16 protein-coding genes are annotated in these 15,641 nt (G+C 49.0%); 1 reads left to right on the top strand and 15 read right to left on the bottom strand.

Annotated elements, in window-relative coordinates; all coding sequences use genetic code 11:
• From F3J37_RS01460 to F3J37_RS01445, 4 genes are all read right to left on the bottom strand, one after another.
• Positions 1-357: an EscF/YscF/HrpA family type III secretion system needle major subunit gene (locus F3J37_RS01460; protein ID WP_166718819.1), complete on the bottom strand. Its 357-nt coding sequence runs from the start codon at positions 355-357 to the stop codon at positions 1-3.
• A gap of 41 nt (positions 358-398) precedes the next feature.
• Positions 399-608 carry a hypothetical protein gene (locus tag F3J37_RS01455; protein WP_166718820.1) on the bottom strand — a complete coding sequence of 70 codons (210 nt, stop codon included), beginning with the start codon at positions 606-608 and terminating at the stop codon, positions 399-401.
• 95 nt (positions 609-703) lie between these two features.
• A complete protein-coding gene (locus F3J37_RS01450; RefSeq protein WP_166719118.1) occupies positions 704-1,579 on the bottom strand; it encodes a sigma 54-interacting transcriptional regulator in 876 nt (291 codons plus the stop codon).
• Positions 1,580-2,151: 572 nt separating this feature from the next.
• Entirely contained in the window at positions 2,152-3,111 is a 960-nt protein-coding gene (locus F3J37_RS01445; RefSeq protein ID WP_166931337.1) for a lytic transglycosylase domain-containing protein, read from the bottom strand.
• A gap of 154 nt (positions 3,112-3,265) precedes the next feature.
• Here F3J37_RS01445 and F3J37_RS01440 point away from each other — a divergent pair, with 154 nt between their 5' ends.
• A complete protein-coding gene (locus F3J37_RS01440; protein WP_166718822.1) occupies positions 3,266-3,742 on the top strand; it encodes a lytic transglycosylase domain-containing protein in 477 nt (158 codons plus the stop codon).
• On the opposite strand, the gene F3J37_RS01435 is transcribed toward F3J37_RS01440, so the two are convergent.
• The 11 genes from F3J37_RS01435 to F3J37_RS01385 all read right to left on the bottom strand — a co-directional run bounded on the left by F3J37_RS01435 (position 3,739) and on the right by F3J37_RS01385 (position 15,456).
• A complete protein-coding gene (locus tag F3J37_RS01435) occupies positions 3,739-8,571 on the bottom strand; it encodes an AvrE-family type 3 secretion system effector (RefSeq protein ID WP_166718823.1) in 4,833 nt (1,610 codons plus the stop codon). The genes F3J37_RS01440 and F3J37_RS01435 overlap by 4 nt on opposite strands.
• A gap of 158 nt (positions 8,572-8,729) precedes the next feature.
• A complete protein-coding gene (locus F3J37_RS01430; protein WP_166718824.1) occupies positions 8,730-9,005 on the bottom strand; it encodes a helix-turn-helix domain-containing protein in 276 nt (91 codons plus the stop codon).
• Positions 9,006-9,020: 15 nt separating this feature from the next.
• Positions 9,021-9,296 carry a hypothetical protein gene (locus tag F3J37_RS01425; protein ID WP_166931335.1) on the bottom strand — a complete coding sequence of 92 codons (276 nt, stop codon included), beginning with the start codon at positions 9,294-9,296 and terminating at the stop codon, positions 9,021-9,023.
• A gap of 23 nt (positions 9,297-9,319) precedes the next feature.
• Positions 9,320-9,667 (bottom strand): hypothetical protein, encoded by a 348-nt coding sequence (locus F3J37_RS01420; protein ID WP_166718826.1) that lies wholly within the window; start codon positions 9,665-9,667, stop codon positions 9,320-9,322.
• A gap of 120 nt (positions 9,668-9,787) precedes the next feature.
• A complete protein-coding gene (locus F3J37_RS01415) occupies positions 9,788-10,024 on the bottom strand; it encodes an excisionase (protein ID WP_166718827.1) in 237 nt (78 codons plus the stop codon).
• A 203-nt stretch (positions 10,025-10,227) separates the two neighbouring features.
• A complete protein-coding gene (locus tag F3J37_RS01410) occupies positions 10,228-10,893 on the bottom strand; it encodes an isochorismatase family protein (RefSeq protein WP_166718828.1) in 666 nt (221 codons plus the stop codon).
• A gap of 549 nt (positions 10,894-11,442) precedes the next feature.
• Positions 11,443-12,348, bottom strand: a complete 906-nt coding sequence (locus F3J37_RS01405) for a LysR family transcriptional regulator (protein WP_166718829.1) — start codon at positions 12,346-12,348, stop codon at positions 11,443-11,445.
• A 134-nt stretch (positions 12,349-12,482) separates the two neighbouring features.
• The gene (locus F3J37_RS01400; RefSeq protein ID WP_166718830.1) at positions 12,483-13,340 is read right to left on the bottom strand and encodes a RecT family recombinase; all 858 of its coding nucleotides are present in this window, start codon (positions 13,338-13,340) and stop codon (positions 12,483-12,485) included.
• Positions 13,337-14,155: a PD-(D/E)XK nuclease-like domain-containing protein gene (locus F3J37_RS01395; protein ID WP_166718831.1), complete on the bottom strand. Its 819-nt coding sequence runs from the start codon at positions 14,153-14,155 to the stop codon at positions 13,337-13,339. Before F3J37_RS01395 ends, F3J37_RS01400 begins: the two co-directional genes overlap by 4 nt.
• Entirely contained in the window at positions 14,155-14,463 is a 309-nt protein-coding gene (locus F3J37_RS01390; RefSeq protein ID WP_166718832.1) for a hypothetical protein, read from the bottom strand. The genes F3J37_RS01395 and F3J37_RS01390 overlap by 1 nt, the downstream gene beginning before the upstream one ends.
• Before the next feature lie 255 nt (positions 14,464-14,718).
• Positions 14,719-15,456 carry a hypothetical protein gene (locus tag F3J37_RS01385; RefSeq protein ID WP_166718833.1) on the bottom strand — a complete coding sequence of 246 codons (738 nt, stop codon included), beginning with the start codon at positions 15,454-15,456 and terminating at the stop codon, positions 14,719-14,721.
• Positions 15,457-15,641: the final 185 nt, after the last annotated feature.

Here is a 15,641-nt window from a genome sequence, read left to right as displayed (position 1 = left end):
TCACTGTAAATTGGTGATCTTGTCGAGGCTTTGCACAGCCTTCGAAACAATCTTTGTGTTCATCATGCTTTCAAGATAATAGTTTGAGAGCTGACCCTCAGCCTTGTTCATGGCCAGCGGATCGGTACTCTGTGTGGCACGGCGAAGGGTGGTGTCGAGTTGATTTTTCTCGTTGTTCACCTGGTCAAACATCTCGCTGGCCTTATGCAGAATGCCACCATTGGACGCAACATCGGCAGGTTCGTTATCCAGCGAATTAGCGAACAGGCTCGCATCCGACATCGTCGGTTGAGAAGGCGTCAGGGAAATGTCATTTTGATCGGCAAACAACGAAGAGGGATCTTGTGTGATTTTCATATGACCTCGATAAAGGAAGCCCCGAAGGGCTTCCTTACGCGCTAGAACTGGATTTTGTCGGATGCCTGAGAACTGATCATGGTGGTGATCGAGTTCTGATAGCCGGAAACATAGGCATCTTTCACGTCACGTTCTGACTTGTCTAAGGTGTTTTGCATAGACTTCGCTTCGATGGTGTCCATCTGCGCCTGGAACTGGTCAGCATTTTGGTTCGCTGCGCCAGTTGAAACGCCAGTTGATGATACAGGCATAATCAATCTCCTTAAATTTATGAAATGAATATCGAAATATTCATTTATTAAGTTGCCAGAACCGATTTTCAGTTCCAGCGGGGGTTGAAAATATTTTATTTCGCCAGTGAATTCAGGGATTTGAGCTTGTTATAGAGCGTTCTTGCCGGGATCCCCAGCTCGTTCGCCGCATCCATCACCTGATTATCATGGCGCGTCAGACAATCCTCAATTAAACAGGACTCGATTCGGGCCATTCTGTCCTTCAGCGTCCAGCTGATTGACGCGGGTCGTGTGTTCTCCAGCACCTGCATCCCCAGGACAAAGCGCATCGCGGCGGCTTTGAGTTCCCGCATGTTGCCAGGCCATCGATGCATCAATAACGATTCGGTGAGGCACTGATTGAGCGCGGGTAAGGGTGTGTTGTAGCGAATCGCGGCCTCTGCTGCGAAATGCCGGAAATGGGGGATGATGGTTTCCACCTTTTCCCGTAAGCTCGGGAGGGTGATTTTGACGGTCGACAAGCGGAAATAGAGATCGGAACGAAACTCGCCTTTCTCCACCAGCTCATTTAACGGGCGTTGTGCAGCCGCAATCACCCTGAGATTGACAGGATGGGTTTCGGTGTTGCCCAGGCGCATCACGGATCGGGTTTCGAGGACGCGTAAAAACTTTGCCTGAAGCTGTAAGGACATCGAGTCGATTTCATCGAGAAACAACATCCCGTCATGGCTCGATTCGATATGACCGATGCGCGGTTTCATCATCGCCCCGGTATAGGCACCAGGCACCGTGCCAAAGAGTTCAGCCTCCGCCAGTGCGTCAGGTATCGCGGCGCAATTGATGCCGATGAATGGACCGGTCACGTCGCTCATTTCATAAAGCGTTCTCGCGAACGTATCCTTCCCCGTCCCGGTTTCGCCCTCGATCACAAAATCGATATCCAGAGTTGACAGACGTTGAAGCCAGCCCTGATTCTCTTCTGTGAACATTTCTGTTTGTCGTCCCTGAGCTGTGTTTATGGTTATCTCTGAATGGGTATCCACGCGCTCACTCCACAAAACGAAAAACTGAAAGATAATCTCCAGGAGATCACGTTATCAAAAAGAATACAACGATTTCTTTCAGAAGTTTTACCGATGAATAAGGTCACGCTATCACGGCAAATAACATTTGAAGATAGGAAAGCGGCGTGATTTTAGAAAAGGGAATAATGTAAAGAATATTCAGTAACAGGTCAGACAAGCATTTGATTATTTTAATCATCTTATCAATGCATTTTAAATCAATGTTTTAAAGTTCAGGGTTAACAATCACTTAACATCAATTTGCATTTTGATAAGTTTGAATACTCACGGATAGATTTACACCTTTTACGTCTTGTTTAATATTACGGTTTAATGAAACGAATCACCCTTCTATTATTAAGGTTATTCATTCATAAACGCAAGAATATTGCGCGTGCATCTTCGCAAGAATAAGCGCAAGACTCAATGATATATCGCTCAGATTGAGAAGCGAAATATTCAGGCGTAAAAAAGGCGATCCGAAGATCGCCTGAATCTTACTTGAATTTGGCGGCGTATTTGTTCACCTCATTCACATAATTCGGATCGCCGATAGTCACATTCGACAGATTGTTTTTATCGACCTGGTCATCGCCGGAATTGTATGAGCGAAGGGCGGCGTCATAGGTGCCGAATTTCTGTTTGCCATGCTGCAACAGAAGCGCGGTACACATGATCTGATTGCTCGGATCATTCATATTGCTTCCCAGCTTATCAGGATGTTCAGCCCTGACCGCTGCATACGTATCCGGGTTAATCTGGTTCATGCCGGAATCGGTTTTCCCGTTTCCGGGGTTCGTCGATGTCGCGTTCACATCGCCGCCAGATTCCTGCATGGTGACAGCGACAAGCAGTTTCGCCGGAACGCCAGTTTCTTTCGACGCGGCCTGATAATCAGAGCCGTATTTGTCGACCAGCTTTTTCAAATCGGGATCGTCAGTATTGAGCGAGGTATCACCTGTGGTCATTTTCGGTGAAGCGGTTGAGCTGGCATCGGTGCCGCTGGCAGACGGTGTGGCCAGACGAACATTCGAAATATCCTGTGGGCCTGGCGCGCTTAATCCGGTGTTGCCTGCCATCAGCTGAGGCTGTGACGCAATGGCAGACGAGGGAGGCGGTGGCGCGCCCTGATCGGTATTCCCGGCGACCATTTTCAACAGGTTTTGCAGTTTCTGAAGGAATTCCTGAAGCATTTGTTCAATCGTTCCAATCAGACCTCCCGACAGATTCTGGTTCTGAAGCGGTTGTTGGGGCTGAAGGCCACCTTTCGAGCCAGGAGGCTGAAGCTGTGGGTTCATGCTTACCGGATTCTGTGGCGTCATGCCGCCGTCATAGACCGGACCGGATCCGGGCTGACGAGGCGGTTCAGGGGTGTTAAAAGGCTGGTTTGCGCCGCCATATTCCGGTTCAGGTTGTGGCGTATTCGGGTAAGCGCCATTGGTATCAGTTACGTTCATCATGATTCCTTATAAGGTTTCGACTCAAGCCTGAAAAAAGTTCTGGCTTTTTTTAGGTGAGATTTTCCTGAGTCTGGTTCCCTGATTCAGGTCGAGGGGAACTGAATTCCCGTTTTTTTTACTCAGGAAATAACGCAAATACAGAGAAACAAAAGTGCAAGTGAATTTTTTAAGAAAGACAATCGCTTGTCTTTTTTTGGTTTCCGGTGCGGCTCATGCCGATCCGTTCAATGAGGTGGCCAGTCGATTTCATCTTGACCCATTATTGCTGAAAGCCATCGCCGCGAAAGAATCCAAAAATGAAAACAGCGCTGTCAACACCAACACCAATCAGACCGAAGATGTGTGCATGATGGGCATCAATTCGAGCCATTACGCTCAGCTCAGACGATTTGGCATTACCCGCACACGCTTACTCTCGGAGCCAAAAGTCTGCATCGCGACGGGTGCCTATATCCTCAATAATTTTTTTGAGCATTATGGGCGCTCATGGGATTCGCTCGGTATGTATAACACTGGTCCGAATCCCAAACTCAAATCCCTTCGCGCGAGCTATGCCGCCTCGGTACGTGAGATTTATCTGAGGCTCACAAAGGAAAGCGGCACTGAGCCACATCCCTTCAGTGATTAAACAGGCGTTCTCAGCACAAATCCGGCCTCTTTGGCGGCATCAAGCGCGGCATTAAAGCCGTTGTCGCGCGTTAACATGCGCCCTTTGATGGTATAGGAGGCGGGATACTGGTCATTATTATCGGAATAGGCAAATTGAATCGACCCCAGTTGTTCAGTAATCGATACCGTCGCGGAATTCGACCCGCCCAGCATGAAATTCGGTGACGCGTACCCGTCGGTTTTCTTGACGGTATGAGAAAAGTTGAGTGATTTGATCCGAAGATTCTGACGGTCTTTGAGCATGTCAGATATCTGATCCTGAGTCAGCGTCTTTGCCGCCCACTGGTGTTCAAGTTGCTCGCGCACGTCCTGGTTAAACTCAAACGTCAGCGTGGCGATGGCCCGCGGGTTTTCGCGAATGGCATCAATAAACGATTTCAGCTGGTGGTCGTTTTCCATCATCTCCTTTAATCGGTCGGAATGAACGCCCTGATGCGTAAAGTTGGTGAGGGAGGCCAGATACTGGCATAACGTTTTATGTTCGAGCTGATTGGCATTCTTAAAGCTTGACTGATATTCCGCTCTCGTAATGAGTTGAGATTTTTCCTCATAGGCTTTCTGATTTCTCACCAGAGACTGAAGGGCGAGGAGCGCGGTTTTCTGACCGTGTCCTGTCAACTCATGATGGCGGCTCGGTATGCTGCTTTCATACCAGCTGGAAAAATGCCTGTCGAGGATGGTTAGTCGTTCATCAGGGGATAAGGCATTCTCCTTTTTGCGATTGACCTGGGCGAGCAATTGCGACGAGGCATTATCTGTGAAAAACCGATCGAGACGGTTCACGATGGTATCAATCTGACGCGAGGTGATTTCAGGTGCGTCATTCAGATCGATTTTAAGTTTGTGTTCGGTGCGATTATCAATGGAAACACTCATATCCGCACTGGGCGAAACATACGCGGTTAAGTTTTCCTTGCTGCCATTAGAAAACCAGCGAGGCCCGAAGGGCGCGGAAAGACCCGCATTAATCGCCGCGCGATCGGCGAAGGAAAAGGAATTGTCGCTTTGTGCCGAACTCTCTCCGACACTGGTCACGCTGCGTGAACGTTCACGGCGATAGTTGACCGCTGAGACATTCGCGGAACCCGCTACGCGAAAGCGACCGATTCCGGTTGTGGTCGGGACGTCATCTGACACAAAAGGAAGAGAGACATAGAGACTCGCGTTCACGTTAAGCGAAAGATTCACATCCTGCCTGTTTGTGTTCGTCACCTGCGGACTGGTGCCACGGTTCATGATCTCAATCGGGTTGAGGTCTCCGGCAATGAGCTGTTCGATAAAATTATTCAGCTCATGTTCAGCGATATCCAGCGACAAGGTTGAGGCGTTCGCATTCCTGGCGGTTAACGATGCGCCTCCTCCTAATAGCAACGTTTTCGACATCGGCAAATGATGGGATTCATCAAGGTAAACCGGATGCGCGGGGTCGAACTGCGAAAAGAGATTGTTCACAGCGGCCATGTTCAGGTTTGCGGTGTGCGCCATTGAACGACCGAAGGAGACGTTAAACCCTTTCTCGGTGCGCGTCAGGTTCATGCTATAACCCCGATCGGCTCGCGCGGCGGCACCCGCACCCACAAATAACGCCCGGGAAAAGTAAGAGGTCACTGAGGCGTTCACACCATACCCGCGCGAGAACGACACGCTTTCACCTGTCTCCATGCCGCGAAGCGTATCGAGTAAGTTTTGCTGAAGGGCTGCTTGATCAGATGCCTGCAATACAGAACGCGTGGTGATATTGACACCGTGGTTTTCTTTGCTGAAGGCTTTGACCATCTGGCGAATCGCGTCATAGCTTCCCTCAAGCGTGCCGTGATTCTCGAAGCCCTGATCAGTGGCGGCTTTAATCGGATTCTGATCCCATAAGCCATAGCGAAGCGCGGAAAGCTTTTCCCCGGTTTCCGCTAACCATTCTGGCTTTTCTTTTTCAAGTGTAAAGGATTTCTCGATATCATCCATCAACTCATGAAAATGGCGCATCACTAAGACATCATGAATAAGCCTTGATTTGACCAGCCCGATTTCATCATACGCATCCCGGTTTAATCCGGCAGGCACCGCCTCTTTTTGCTGATTTAAAATCACGTTTCGGTCAAAGAGCTGCGTCATGATTTGCACGGACTCATTATCCAGATCCAGCGGATAGGCGTTCATCATGTTTTTTAAATGCTCAGTGAGATTCGAGCTGCGAGAGCTGGCGATATTAAACAGACCCGATTTGGTGCGTTTCATTTTCGGTCTGATGGTGGAACGAAGATTGTTATCAAGCAGCCCGTAATGTTTCCCAATGAGCTTACTGTAATGCGTGGCACTCTGGGCGAGAATGTCTTTGAAATCCTGCAACTCACGAATCAGGTTGCGTTGTTCTGGGGTTTGCGCGTGTTGATAAAGGGCATGAATGCGTGAGTGCATTGTCTGGGAGGGTGAATCGGGATAGCGGTCTTGCAGGATCCGAATCTGCATCGCTAAATCGCCCTGCATATCATATAGCGGTTTTAAGCCCTCGCGACCATGAAAGGAGTGCTGTACGCCATAGGCGGCATTCTTAAGCGGTCGTGGCCATTCCATTGTCGGGCGAAAAATAAAGGCGTCCATCCGATCCCGAAAGTTTGTTTTCACTTTCCGCTGACGGTGAAGACCGCCGATCGTATAATTTGATTTGACGTTGACGACACCCATTCGGCGAACTTTGTCATCAGCCTTGAGTGTTTCAAAGCTGTTGGTTAAGACGTCTGGCGAATTCGGCGTCGAGGGTTCCTTTTCATCCTGAAGATAAGGGGTCCAGTTGCGACCGCTGCGGATCCATAAATCCCGGTTCCCATCCTCAAACGCAATCACGCCCGGTTTTACGGTGTGCAGGTCGATGAATTTGATATTTGCAATAAATTCATTGCGCGGCGGTGTGATCACCTGAAGCGGTTGCGTCTGGCCAGCGCGCCACTGCGATTCATTCAGGGATAAGACCTCGCCTTTACTGGATAACATCAGGAGCTGACGTTCAGCGGTCATTCCTAGACTCTGTATTTTGAGGTCTGGCTTGCCGCTCGTTTTGGCAAGCTGTGAAGCATTGACCGTTTTCGAACTGCCTGAGGTGCGAAACGTCAGATCACCATAACGATTGACTGTCACCACATTCGCCGCATCGAGGACGGCAAAATCAGTAATAAAATGGTCGTGGTCGAGTGAGGGAATTTGCTGATCGAGAGAAAGCGTTTTTTTTACCTGAGGCAGCGCGAACACCGCCCCTGATTCTGGCTGGCGCTGACTGAACTCACGCACTTTGAGTTTTTTGATGGCGTCATCTTTGAGTATCCACGGCGCGCCGTCGAGACCTGCGCGAAGACGGGTCATCTTCATGCGATCGGATTTTTCCTCGCTGGTCATTTCCCACTGACCCGTTTTCTCGTTAAGGAAATAAGGACGGTGGTCATATTCCGTGACCTTTCCAAAGCGATCGAGGTCGATAACGTTTTTCGGATTCGGCACAAACGGATCGAGGCCTTGCTGATGGTCAAGCGTCATCGCGTCGGTGATGTTCCAGGCGCTTTCAATGCTGACGTTGTGGCTGTCGATGTTGACGCCGATGAAATGTTTTTGCTCTAACTTGTCTTTGACTAAAAAATATATCCGGTCACGCGTGACGTTGCGGATATCCTCAAGCTTAAACCCCTCACCGATGGTCGATGAAATCGCCTCGTTGATTTTTTTTGCCCGAACGTTCATCGCGCCTGAATCAAAATGCAGCGTTGAATCATGAATGCTGGGCAAAGGGGCGCATTGAAGCGCACCGCGATAATCGATGGCGAAAATCGTCTTGTCAAAGATAGCGGTTTTCTGACAGCTGGCACCGTGTGGCAAATTCAACGAAAGGCGAGAGTTCGGATCGTTCACATCCTCATACCAGACCAGTTTTTGCACCTTATCATCATCGTTCCTGAGCTGGAGGAGTGCGTGACCTTCACGACTTACGGAAAAATGTTCAATCTTTTTATCGACGGTAATCCCAGGTGTCTTCTTTGTCTGCGCGCGGTCAGGGAAAAGATGCGGTGACATCGCCTCAGTGAGGGATTCTTTTTTCAAGGTTTCATGATTGACGGCCACCAGCTGGCGATCGTTATTCACGCTATAAACGTTGCCATCAGCCTGAGTGCTTAACAGCGAACGCCGATCGGTCTGAGAACGGTAAGGCTCCCAGGCTTTCGACGCCTCATTAAACCGGAACAACTGCTTCATATGCACCCGAAATCTTCCGGTTTCATCAGAGGTCGATTCCGTGAGGAATTCATTCAGCGCCTTTCCTGGCAAGGCAATTTTTTTACCGTCGACCATCGCGAAATCGTTAATCAGTTCCAGCTGATGCGATTGTGTCGGACGATTGCGGTTAAGCATGGAGGGTTTGGGCGGTGGGAGCCAGTCTTTTTTTTGCTGGCTGTGGGTGATACCAATGAACCCTTCATCCGTCATGGCCAGCGACATCAGGCGACCTTTGGTGTCGAGCAGAACATGACGGTTTCGGTCATCGCTGTAAGCCAGCGACTGATAACTGAGTGCCGGATGGCCGATGGTTTTTGACAGCAACGGCTCAAGGACCGGCGCACCTTCGGGCACCTGAACCGCGAGTTTCCCTTTCTTATTCAGCGACAGCTGACATTTCATGAAAGGAGAGGTCGGTAATTTTTCGGTAATGACTGAAAGCTTTGGAGCCTCCGCCTTGTTCGTGTTGTTATTATTATTTTGTTTCTGAACAGGTCGGGAAAGAAACTTATTCTTCAGATTTGAAATATTCATTCTTATACCCTGGTAATCAGAGATTTCCTAAGGTGAGTGAGGATAAGCGGAATTTTGTTCCACACTTTAGAATAAAATTATCAATATGGAGGGAACTTCAAAGGAAGGAAAATAAAAAGCAGACAAAAAAGGATTTTTCGTCTGCGTTGTTGTACGCATTACAGATCTTTTAATTCATCTGCGAGAGAGGGATGTCGTTCAAGTAAGCATAATAACTTACGTGATGGCCCAAGAGGTTTACGGGTGTTATTGATCCAGCCGTTCGCCAGCGACGGCGAAACGCCGATAATACTGGCGAGCTGTTCCGAATTGACGTTCAGTGACTGCCTCAGTCGACTGACGTCGGGGCGGGTGAACAGAGTGGAAACGCTGCATCGCTCGCGTTCAGGAAACAAGGTGGTCGGATCGCATTGTAATGCGGTTAGTGAGTGCATAACGATTTCTCCAGTTTAAAGGTGCAGGAAAACATCTTCCTTAATCGCCGCCACAATCAGTTCAAGACCGCCTCCGGTTTCAATGATGGTAAAACCATCGCTATGAATTGTGGTGGTTCCTTTAAATTGATAACTGTCCAGGTCATCAAGAACTGAGCGCTTCACATTTGCCTTTGTGGATTTCATGATGTAGATCTCAGAATTGTAATAATTTACTGACCCAGACAAAGAAAAGTTTGCATTCCATGCGGTTAATTCTCCTTGTGTTAACGACCCAGGGAGTCTGTCCATTAAACCCATCTTGTTTGTAATGATTAGTCGATAAATTCCGTCGAGCATGGTTCACCTGTTTTCGATGATAATTTGGTAAAGGAAATGTTCGCCTCCAGATCCTGATCCAGATCCTGTTCAAGGTAATACCCGCCGGTAATATCAATGAGCTTGCCGGAAAAGGTGTAGGCCTGGTATTCGTTCAGGATGGGAGACATTTCAGAGATGGTGTTTTTTGCGACGTTCAGTAAGAGGTAACGATGATGAAAAGAGCCGTAAAATGATAAGCTCAAACCTTGTCCTAACAATTGGTTTTCTTTTACGTAAATCTGGGCTGAAGTGCCGAATCCATTCGAGCTGACGATCGTAACAAGATAGTGACCTTCATCCATTTTTAGCGTCCTCTTTTGTTTTGACATTGAACAAATCATGCCATCAGGAAGCAAAAAGATGTCACTAAGTGAGCGATTAAAAGAAAGTTCTCAGCAATTCATGCTTTCCGTGAGAAAAAGTTATGCGCGTCTGTGTTGCCTGATCCTTTCGCGGAGGATCAACTTGTTGTTGTCTGAGGCAAATTGTTTCGGATTGGCAGGATTAATTTTAATCGCGGTTTCCTGAATCAGGTATTCGCGACCATCGAGAAAGGGCGGGGGGTAGAGCTTGCCCGACCTGACCCAGCGTAAAACGGTTTCAATCGAGCGAGGGCGAATCTGTCGCTGGTTCCACTCGCGCAAAGTAATAAAACGCATGATGTAAACTCCATGACAAAACGCGCCGAACGTCAGAGACGGGCGCTGGAAAGAGAGAGAGCGAGGAATCACGGAAAGGAAAAAACCCCGGCCATTGGGAGCCGGGGGAAAACCAGATAAACCCGTGTTGTATTATCGGTTTTATTTTTCCCCTGGTGAGGAATCGTTGTCAGAAAGAGGTGGCACTTAAAGAGGTATCGCGCTTATTCGATGCCGCGATTACCGTGAACCATGTCATACGCGTACTGAATACCGATGCCGAACGCGCCGGAATGCGCCTGAGAGATTTCCATCGTTGCCGGATAGGTCTCTTTACGCTCCCAGTCACGCTGAAGCTCAAGCAGGTAAGCGGTGGCCGTAATCGGACGCGCGCCAGATTGGATCATGCGGTGCATCGCCATTACATGCGCTTCATGGCTCATGTCGCCTGAGGCATCAGCCACGACATACACCTCGAAGCCTTGCTCAAGCAGACCCTGAACCGGGCCGTTCAGGCAAACGGATGTCCACAGACCCGCGATGACGATGCGGTTTTTGCCAGTCGCGTTAATCGCGTTCACAAAGTTCTGATCTTCAATCGCGTCAGAGGTTGTGCGGTTGATGTACGCTTTGGTGTCTGGGAAGACTTTAGACACCTCAGGGAACACCGGACCGGCAAAGTCGCTGCGGCTGATGGTCGAAACAATGGTCGGGATCTTGAACGCCTTTCCGGTTTCAGCAAGGATTGCTGTGTTAGAACGAAGAGAACCGATATCGATTGACTTCACATTGAAGGCCATCTGGGACTGATGATCCAGCAGAACTAATGCGTGGTTATGTGGATTGAGCAGGTTTTTTGGTTCAACCGCAACAGCTTTAATATCAGTCATGTAACATCCTTTCAATGAATATGTATTTATTAAGAGTGTCGTCTAAGAGTCTTTAACGGAGGTCATCTTGTCGACGAGAAAGACTATAAACAAATTCATTCAAAGGTGTACTTTCGATTTTGCAAAGCTGGAATATAAATCAATGAAAGCGATCCGCTCAGATTAATACGCCTGAACAAAATCAAAAGCGAATGGCCTATTCAAAAGCTGAACGGAAACAACGCGATAGATGTGTGAAATAGAAATGAAATAAAAGTGTAATAATTAGGAGGGGGAGCTGAACGACAGGCAAAAAAAAGCCGTGAATGGATAGAATCACGGCATGAAAGCTAACACGACACAACCTGTTATTATTATAACGAACGACCATAAGAGAACATCAACAGGACAGAACCTGTGTTGCGCACAGGGGTTCAATAAGAGCGTTTAAAAAGACGCCTGACGGTTCAGGCGTATAAGTGGCATATTTCAAACGTTGTTATTGTCATCAGGTTCCGCCCTGAGACTTCACATTAACGGATTAAAAAGGAAAAACGGATCAATCCAGGCCTATTCTTTAAAAATTTCATTCTGGTGTTCTGCGATGTATTGCGCACAGTGGTTGATGAACTCGCGCACTTTGGCCGATTTCCTGACCTCAGGGTGAGCCAGGAACCACAGCTCCTCCTGAATGTCACTGAACACCGGACTTAGGCGAACGAGGTCGTCATAGTGTCGGGAGTGCATCAGCGGTAACAGGCCGATCCCCATCCGATTATGAATAGCGTTAGCAATGCTCAGCACCGAATCCCCGCGAAACACAATCTTGTCAGAGGCGACGTTTGATTCGACCCATTTATGCGCCCGGAGACGCGAAAGGGAAGGGGTGAAGCCTAACCAGCGATTGTTCTTGAGCTGGTCAACGGTAAAGGTTGACCCTTCCCATTCATCGCGATGACCGAATATTGCCCATTTTGCGATCCCGACCTGACGTCCTGATAAATGATGCGGAACGTTGTTAGTTGCCCGGAACGCGATATCGGTTCCACCCGTTTCAAGGCTCACTTCCTCATTTCCCACAGACACAAAGAAGCTGATCTTCGGGTTCTGTAAAGAGAAAGAGGCAATCAGCGGATTGAGATAGTCTTGCAAGAGCGCGTCATTCGTCGTGATACGGATTTCCCCGATAAACCCGCGCACCTCCTCTGTGATGTTGCTGAGGGTGCATTTCATTTCCTCTTTCATCTTTGCCGCGAGCGTGATCAGCTCCTGTCCCGCTGCGGTAGGGAAATATTGTGTTCGCGTTCTCAGAAACAGCGTGAGTCCCAGCAAATCCTCCAGCGCTCCTAAGCGGCGAAAGAGGGTCGAATGGTTGATATCCAGAAACGCTGATGCCCTCGACAGGTTCCCATACTCACTGACAGCCAGAATGATTTTCATGTCATCCCACGAAAATCGGTTGAGTAACTTGTTCATGTTTTGGCCTCTAAAAATAGCTCCACCTGATAAATCGAACATCATGTTCCACAAAACGAACAAGAAAAATTCTCTATCTGGGCGGTTCTCAAAAAAAATGACCGCATTTGCGGTCACAGAATGGAAAATGGCGATCAGGTGAACGTTTTTCGACGATTTTCATACACCTCGGATGCGTCTTTCATCAGCTCAGGATCCTCCTTCACAAAAAGAATGCAGTAGGCATAACACTGATCGAGTTCATCGACGGTTTTCGTATTGCTCGCGGCGATCCGAAAGCGTTCGAGAATCTCCTCAGGTGATCGGGTTTCTTTCTCATGCGTCTCAGCCTGAACCGTCACCGTCTTACCGATCACCTGATTGAGTTCGGTGACGGTCTGAGGTGCAGGAACGGGAGTGACGTCGCGCTCAATGGGTTGAGTCATTTCATCAGGGGTGTAAACGCCCAGGATCACATCAGGCGTATAAAGACGCGCCCAGTATTTTACCGCCAGATAACCGAACTGTTGTTTGGGTGCCGTCGTCCAGAGTGGGGAGTTTCTGACCTTGATGAATTCAAGGTAAAGCCATTCACCCCAGGTCACCTCCTTATCGCCTGTGAGGACGGCACCGACCCGCACACACAGACCTTTTTCGGCGTTGTCGCTCTTATCCCCTGGGCGATATTTATCCCATTCACCGCCGTATTCATATTTAAACCGGGACTGGACAGCGTGAGAGCTTGTCACAACCGCGTTCACCAGCTGCGCCTCGTAACACAATCCTCCGTTCACGACGCTGGTCTTTTGCGCCACCGCATAAGGATTCATGTTCCATTGCACCGCCTGTAAGGCCACCGCGAGACAGTCAGCAGGTTTGCCCACCAGATGATTCGGGATCGTGACCCGACTCAGCGCCATCTGTTCCGCGAAAATCTGAAGCTTTTCAAGGCTGGTGGGATTGAAAATCGCTGAGCGGGTTTGAGACGGATCATGTTGCACAATATCATTCATAGATAGTCGTTCCTTTTATCCCATTCGGGGCGCGTGATTTCCTCGACGCCGCCGAACTCGTTTAACGCGCGCGCCCTGGCATAGGTCTGAAGGTCTTGACGGAAAAGATGGGTGCCAACCTCGACATCGTAAGCGGTCAGGGAATAGACACGCACTGGATACCGACCACAGTCAATCGTCTCGCTCACGGCAATGAACACAAACATCGGGTTCTCACCGTAAGACTGACGAAACCCTTCCCGATAAAATGCATCCTGTACGTGATAACGGAACTCCGCGACGTGTCTCGGAAAGCGACTCATGTCAGCGACCTTTTTCACGTCAATAATCAGTGGCATTCGGATCAGGAATTTATCGGGACGAATGCGGCACAGGAGCTGAGTCGCGTCATCGTTCCAGTACATCGAGGCCTCACAGTGGCCATCCTGTTCAAGCAGCCACCTCGCGGAGGGGTGCGCAAACGTGGAATCGCGCATGAGTGAAAGCTTTCGCCAGCTCTCAGCCGTCAATATCGTTTTCCCGCTCGCTTGTGTCTCTTCCCGAAACGCTTTTTCATCTGCCTTTCCGGCGTTGGTGCGGCGATTGAAATCCGGCAGACAGATAAACCGTTCGTCAAACTGATCCGGTTCGAGTAACGCACAATGAAGGGCGGTGCCCATATTGAGCGCATCCTTTTTCTCTTCATCCTCAGGTGCATCTTTTCGCCATTGATACACCGCCGGACTGAGGGCGATGTCATCGAGCTGAGATTTACTGATTCCCTCTCCCTGATGGTAATCCGCATTACTCAGGGAAAAATACACGCCAGGTTGCATCACGCCTCCTGAGGCCAGGAATTGACGTATCGGGCGATCGCAAACTCGCGGGTCACGCGAAACATCAGCAAATCCCAGAAACATTCAGAGACGTAAACCTGATAATCAACATCAGAGAGCGAAAGATATTCATCAACTAACGCGGTGAACTCGGTAGGGTGGTAAGCGGCAATGGCGTTATAAATCGGGATTTGGGATTTCAGGTTGTGCAGTCGTTCAACTTCGTTTCGGATTTCCTCCCAGTCTTCATTGGTAAAGTCGGTAATGAGATCGGTGATGCGTCGATTGTCGGAGATGGAAAGTCGCATGTAATGCCTTGTGATTGAAGCCAGTCGAGCATGTCTGAAATGAACTCGAAATCGGCAAGGCTCTCTGTTTGTGTTTGACTGGCGGGGCCACCAGCTTTTTTAGTACACACTCGGATCACCTTTCTCTTTCAAAAAGGCGATCAGGTTGTGCGCACAGCGATGAACGAATTTAGACACGGCGCGTAAGCGCGAACGAGACAAGCGCATGAACGTTTCTCCATAAATGATAAAGCCCCGAATCGGGGCTTTGGGTTTTCAGAGGTTTTCACAGTAGTTCTTAAATTCCATCGATATCTTATCGACCTCCCCCAGCTGGTCATAAAGGGTGTCGAGCGTACTTTGTACGTTATCGTTTGCTTTATTCAGCCTATCGATAAACTCAGTAATCTTCGGCTTGATATCCGTCAGCACCTGAGAAAGGCGAGACTGATCGGCTTTGTCCGCTTGCATGAGCATTTCAAGGGCGCGTTTACGGAGGTCTTCGGCCTGATTCCCGTCAGGGCTGGAAGCCATTTGCATTTCGGATTTGACCTCCCTGATTTCAGAATTGGGTAATTTTTCAAAAAGCTCATTTTTGAGGTCGTCTACCTGGGATGTTTCCTCGACATCTTCCGCGTCATCCTCTTCAGTCACCTCGGGTTCGGCGGGAGAGGGGATGTCTGCTTTCGTGGCTTCCTCAACGGGCATGGTGATTTTTGGCTTGATACCGTCCCAGTCGAAGCCGTCTATTCTGTCAGGCAAGCCATGCTTCTGATGAAAAAAGAACGTGGTCAGGTTGCCGCCAGCGGTGGGCCTGGCCTGGATCACGTTGATGCAATCTCTTTCGTTGAGGTAGCGGATCAGGATGTCTTTATCTTTTCGGCTGAGTTCGGCAAAGCTCTTCACTTTCTGGCTCATTTGAGGAAGGCGAACGCCGTGAGGCATTCTTTCTACAAAGTTTTTTACCTCAGCGAGTGGACGCCAAAACTTATTGGGCAGGTTGATTAAGGCCATGGTCTCTCCTGTGTCTTAAGGGTATCAGAACCGATTTTAATGGGTTCAGGTCAGCGTCCAGGCTCTTAAGATTTCACAGGGATTAGCAGAACTTACCTAAATTCGCACGATCTGAAACAGACGATTTGACCCGCGATCAGCGGAAAGCCTGAGCCTGATGAAATGCTGGACTGAGGCAATAAAAG

The organism is Candidatus Pantoea communis (assembly GCF_011752685.1).
Lineage (GTDB): Bacteria > Pseudomonadota > Gammaproteobacteria > Enterobacterales > Enterobacteriaceae > Pantoea > Pantoea communis.
Note: the sequence above shows the minus strand (reverse complement) of the source record. Positions and strands in the feature narration are given on the sequence as shown.

Bases quoted from the DNA above. Each gene is read 5' to 3' on its own strand.
- F3J37_RS01430 (WP_166718824.1), bottom strand. From the start codon at position 9,005: ATGCACTCACTAACCGCATTACAATGCGATCCGACCACCTTGTTTCCT.
- F3J37_RS01400 (WP_166718830.1), bottom strand. From the start codon at position 13,340: ATGAATGATATTGTGCAACATGATCCGTCTCAAACCCGCTCAGCGATT.
- F3J37_RS01445 (WP_166931337.1), bottom strand. From the start codon at position 3,111: ATGAACGTAACTGATACCAATGGCGCTTACCCGAATACGCCACAACCT.
- F3J37_RS01460 (WP_166718819.1), bottom strand. From the start codon at position 357: ATGAAAATCACACAAGATCCCTCTTCGTTGTTTGCCGATCAAAATGAC.
- F3J37_RS01420 (WP_166718826.1), bottom strand. From the start codon at position 9,667: ATGGATGAAGGTCACTATCTTGTTACGATCGTCAGCTCGAATGGATTC.
- F3J37_RS01450 (WP_166719118.1), bottom strand. From the start codon at position 1,579: ATGTTCACAGAAGAGAATCAGGGCTGGCTTCAACGTCTGTCAACTCTG.
- F3J37_RS01390 (WP_166718832.1), bottom strand. From the start codon at position 14,463: ATGCGACTTTCCATCTCCGACAATCGACGCATCACCGATCTCATTACC.
- F3J37_RS01385 (WP_166718833.1), bottom strand. From the start codon at position 15,456: ATGGCCTTAATCAACCTGCCCAATAAGTTTTGGCGTCCACTCGCTGAG.
- F3J37_RS01395 (WP_166718831.1), bottom strand. From the start codon at position 14,155: ATGCAACCTGGCGTGTATTTTTCCCTGAGTAATGCGGATTACCATCAG.
- F3J37_RS01425 (WP_166931335.1), bottom strand. From the start codon at position 9,296: ATGGACAGACTCCCTGGGTCGTTAACACAAGGAGAATTAACCGCATGG.
- F3J37_RS01405 (WP_166718829.1), bottom strand. From the start codon at position 12,348: ATGAACAAGTTACTCAACCGATTTTCGTGGGATGACATGAAAATCATT.
- F3J37_RS01410 (WP_166718828.1), bottom strand. From the start codon at position 10,893: ATGACTGATATTAAAGCTGTTGCGGTTGAACCAAAAAACCTGCTCAAT.
- F3J37_RS01415 (WP_166718827.1), bottom strand. From the start codon at position 10,024: ATGCGTTTTATTACTTTGCGCGAGTGGAACCAGCGACAGATTCGCCCT.
- F3J37_RS01455 (WP_166718820.1), bottom strand. From the start codon at position 608: ATGCCTGTATCATCAACTGGCGTTTCAACTGGCGCAGCGAACCAAAAT.
- F3J37_RS01435 (WP_166718823.1), bottom strand. From the start codon at position 8,571: ATGAATATTTCAAATCTGAAGAATAAGTTTCTTTCCCGACCTGTTCAG.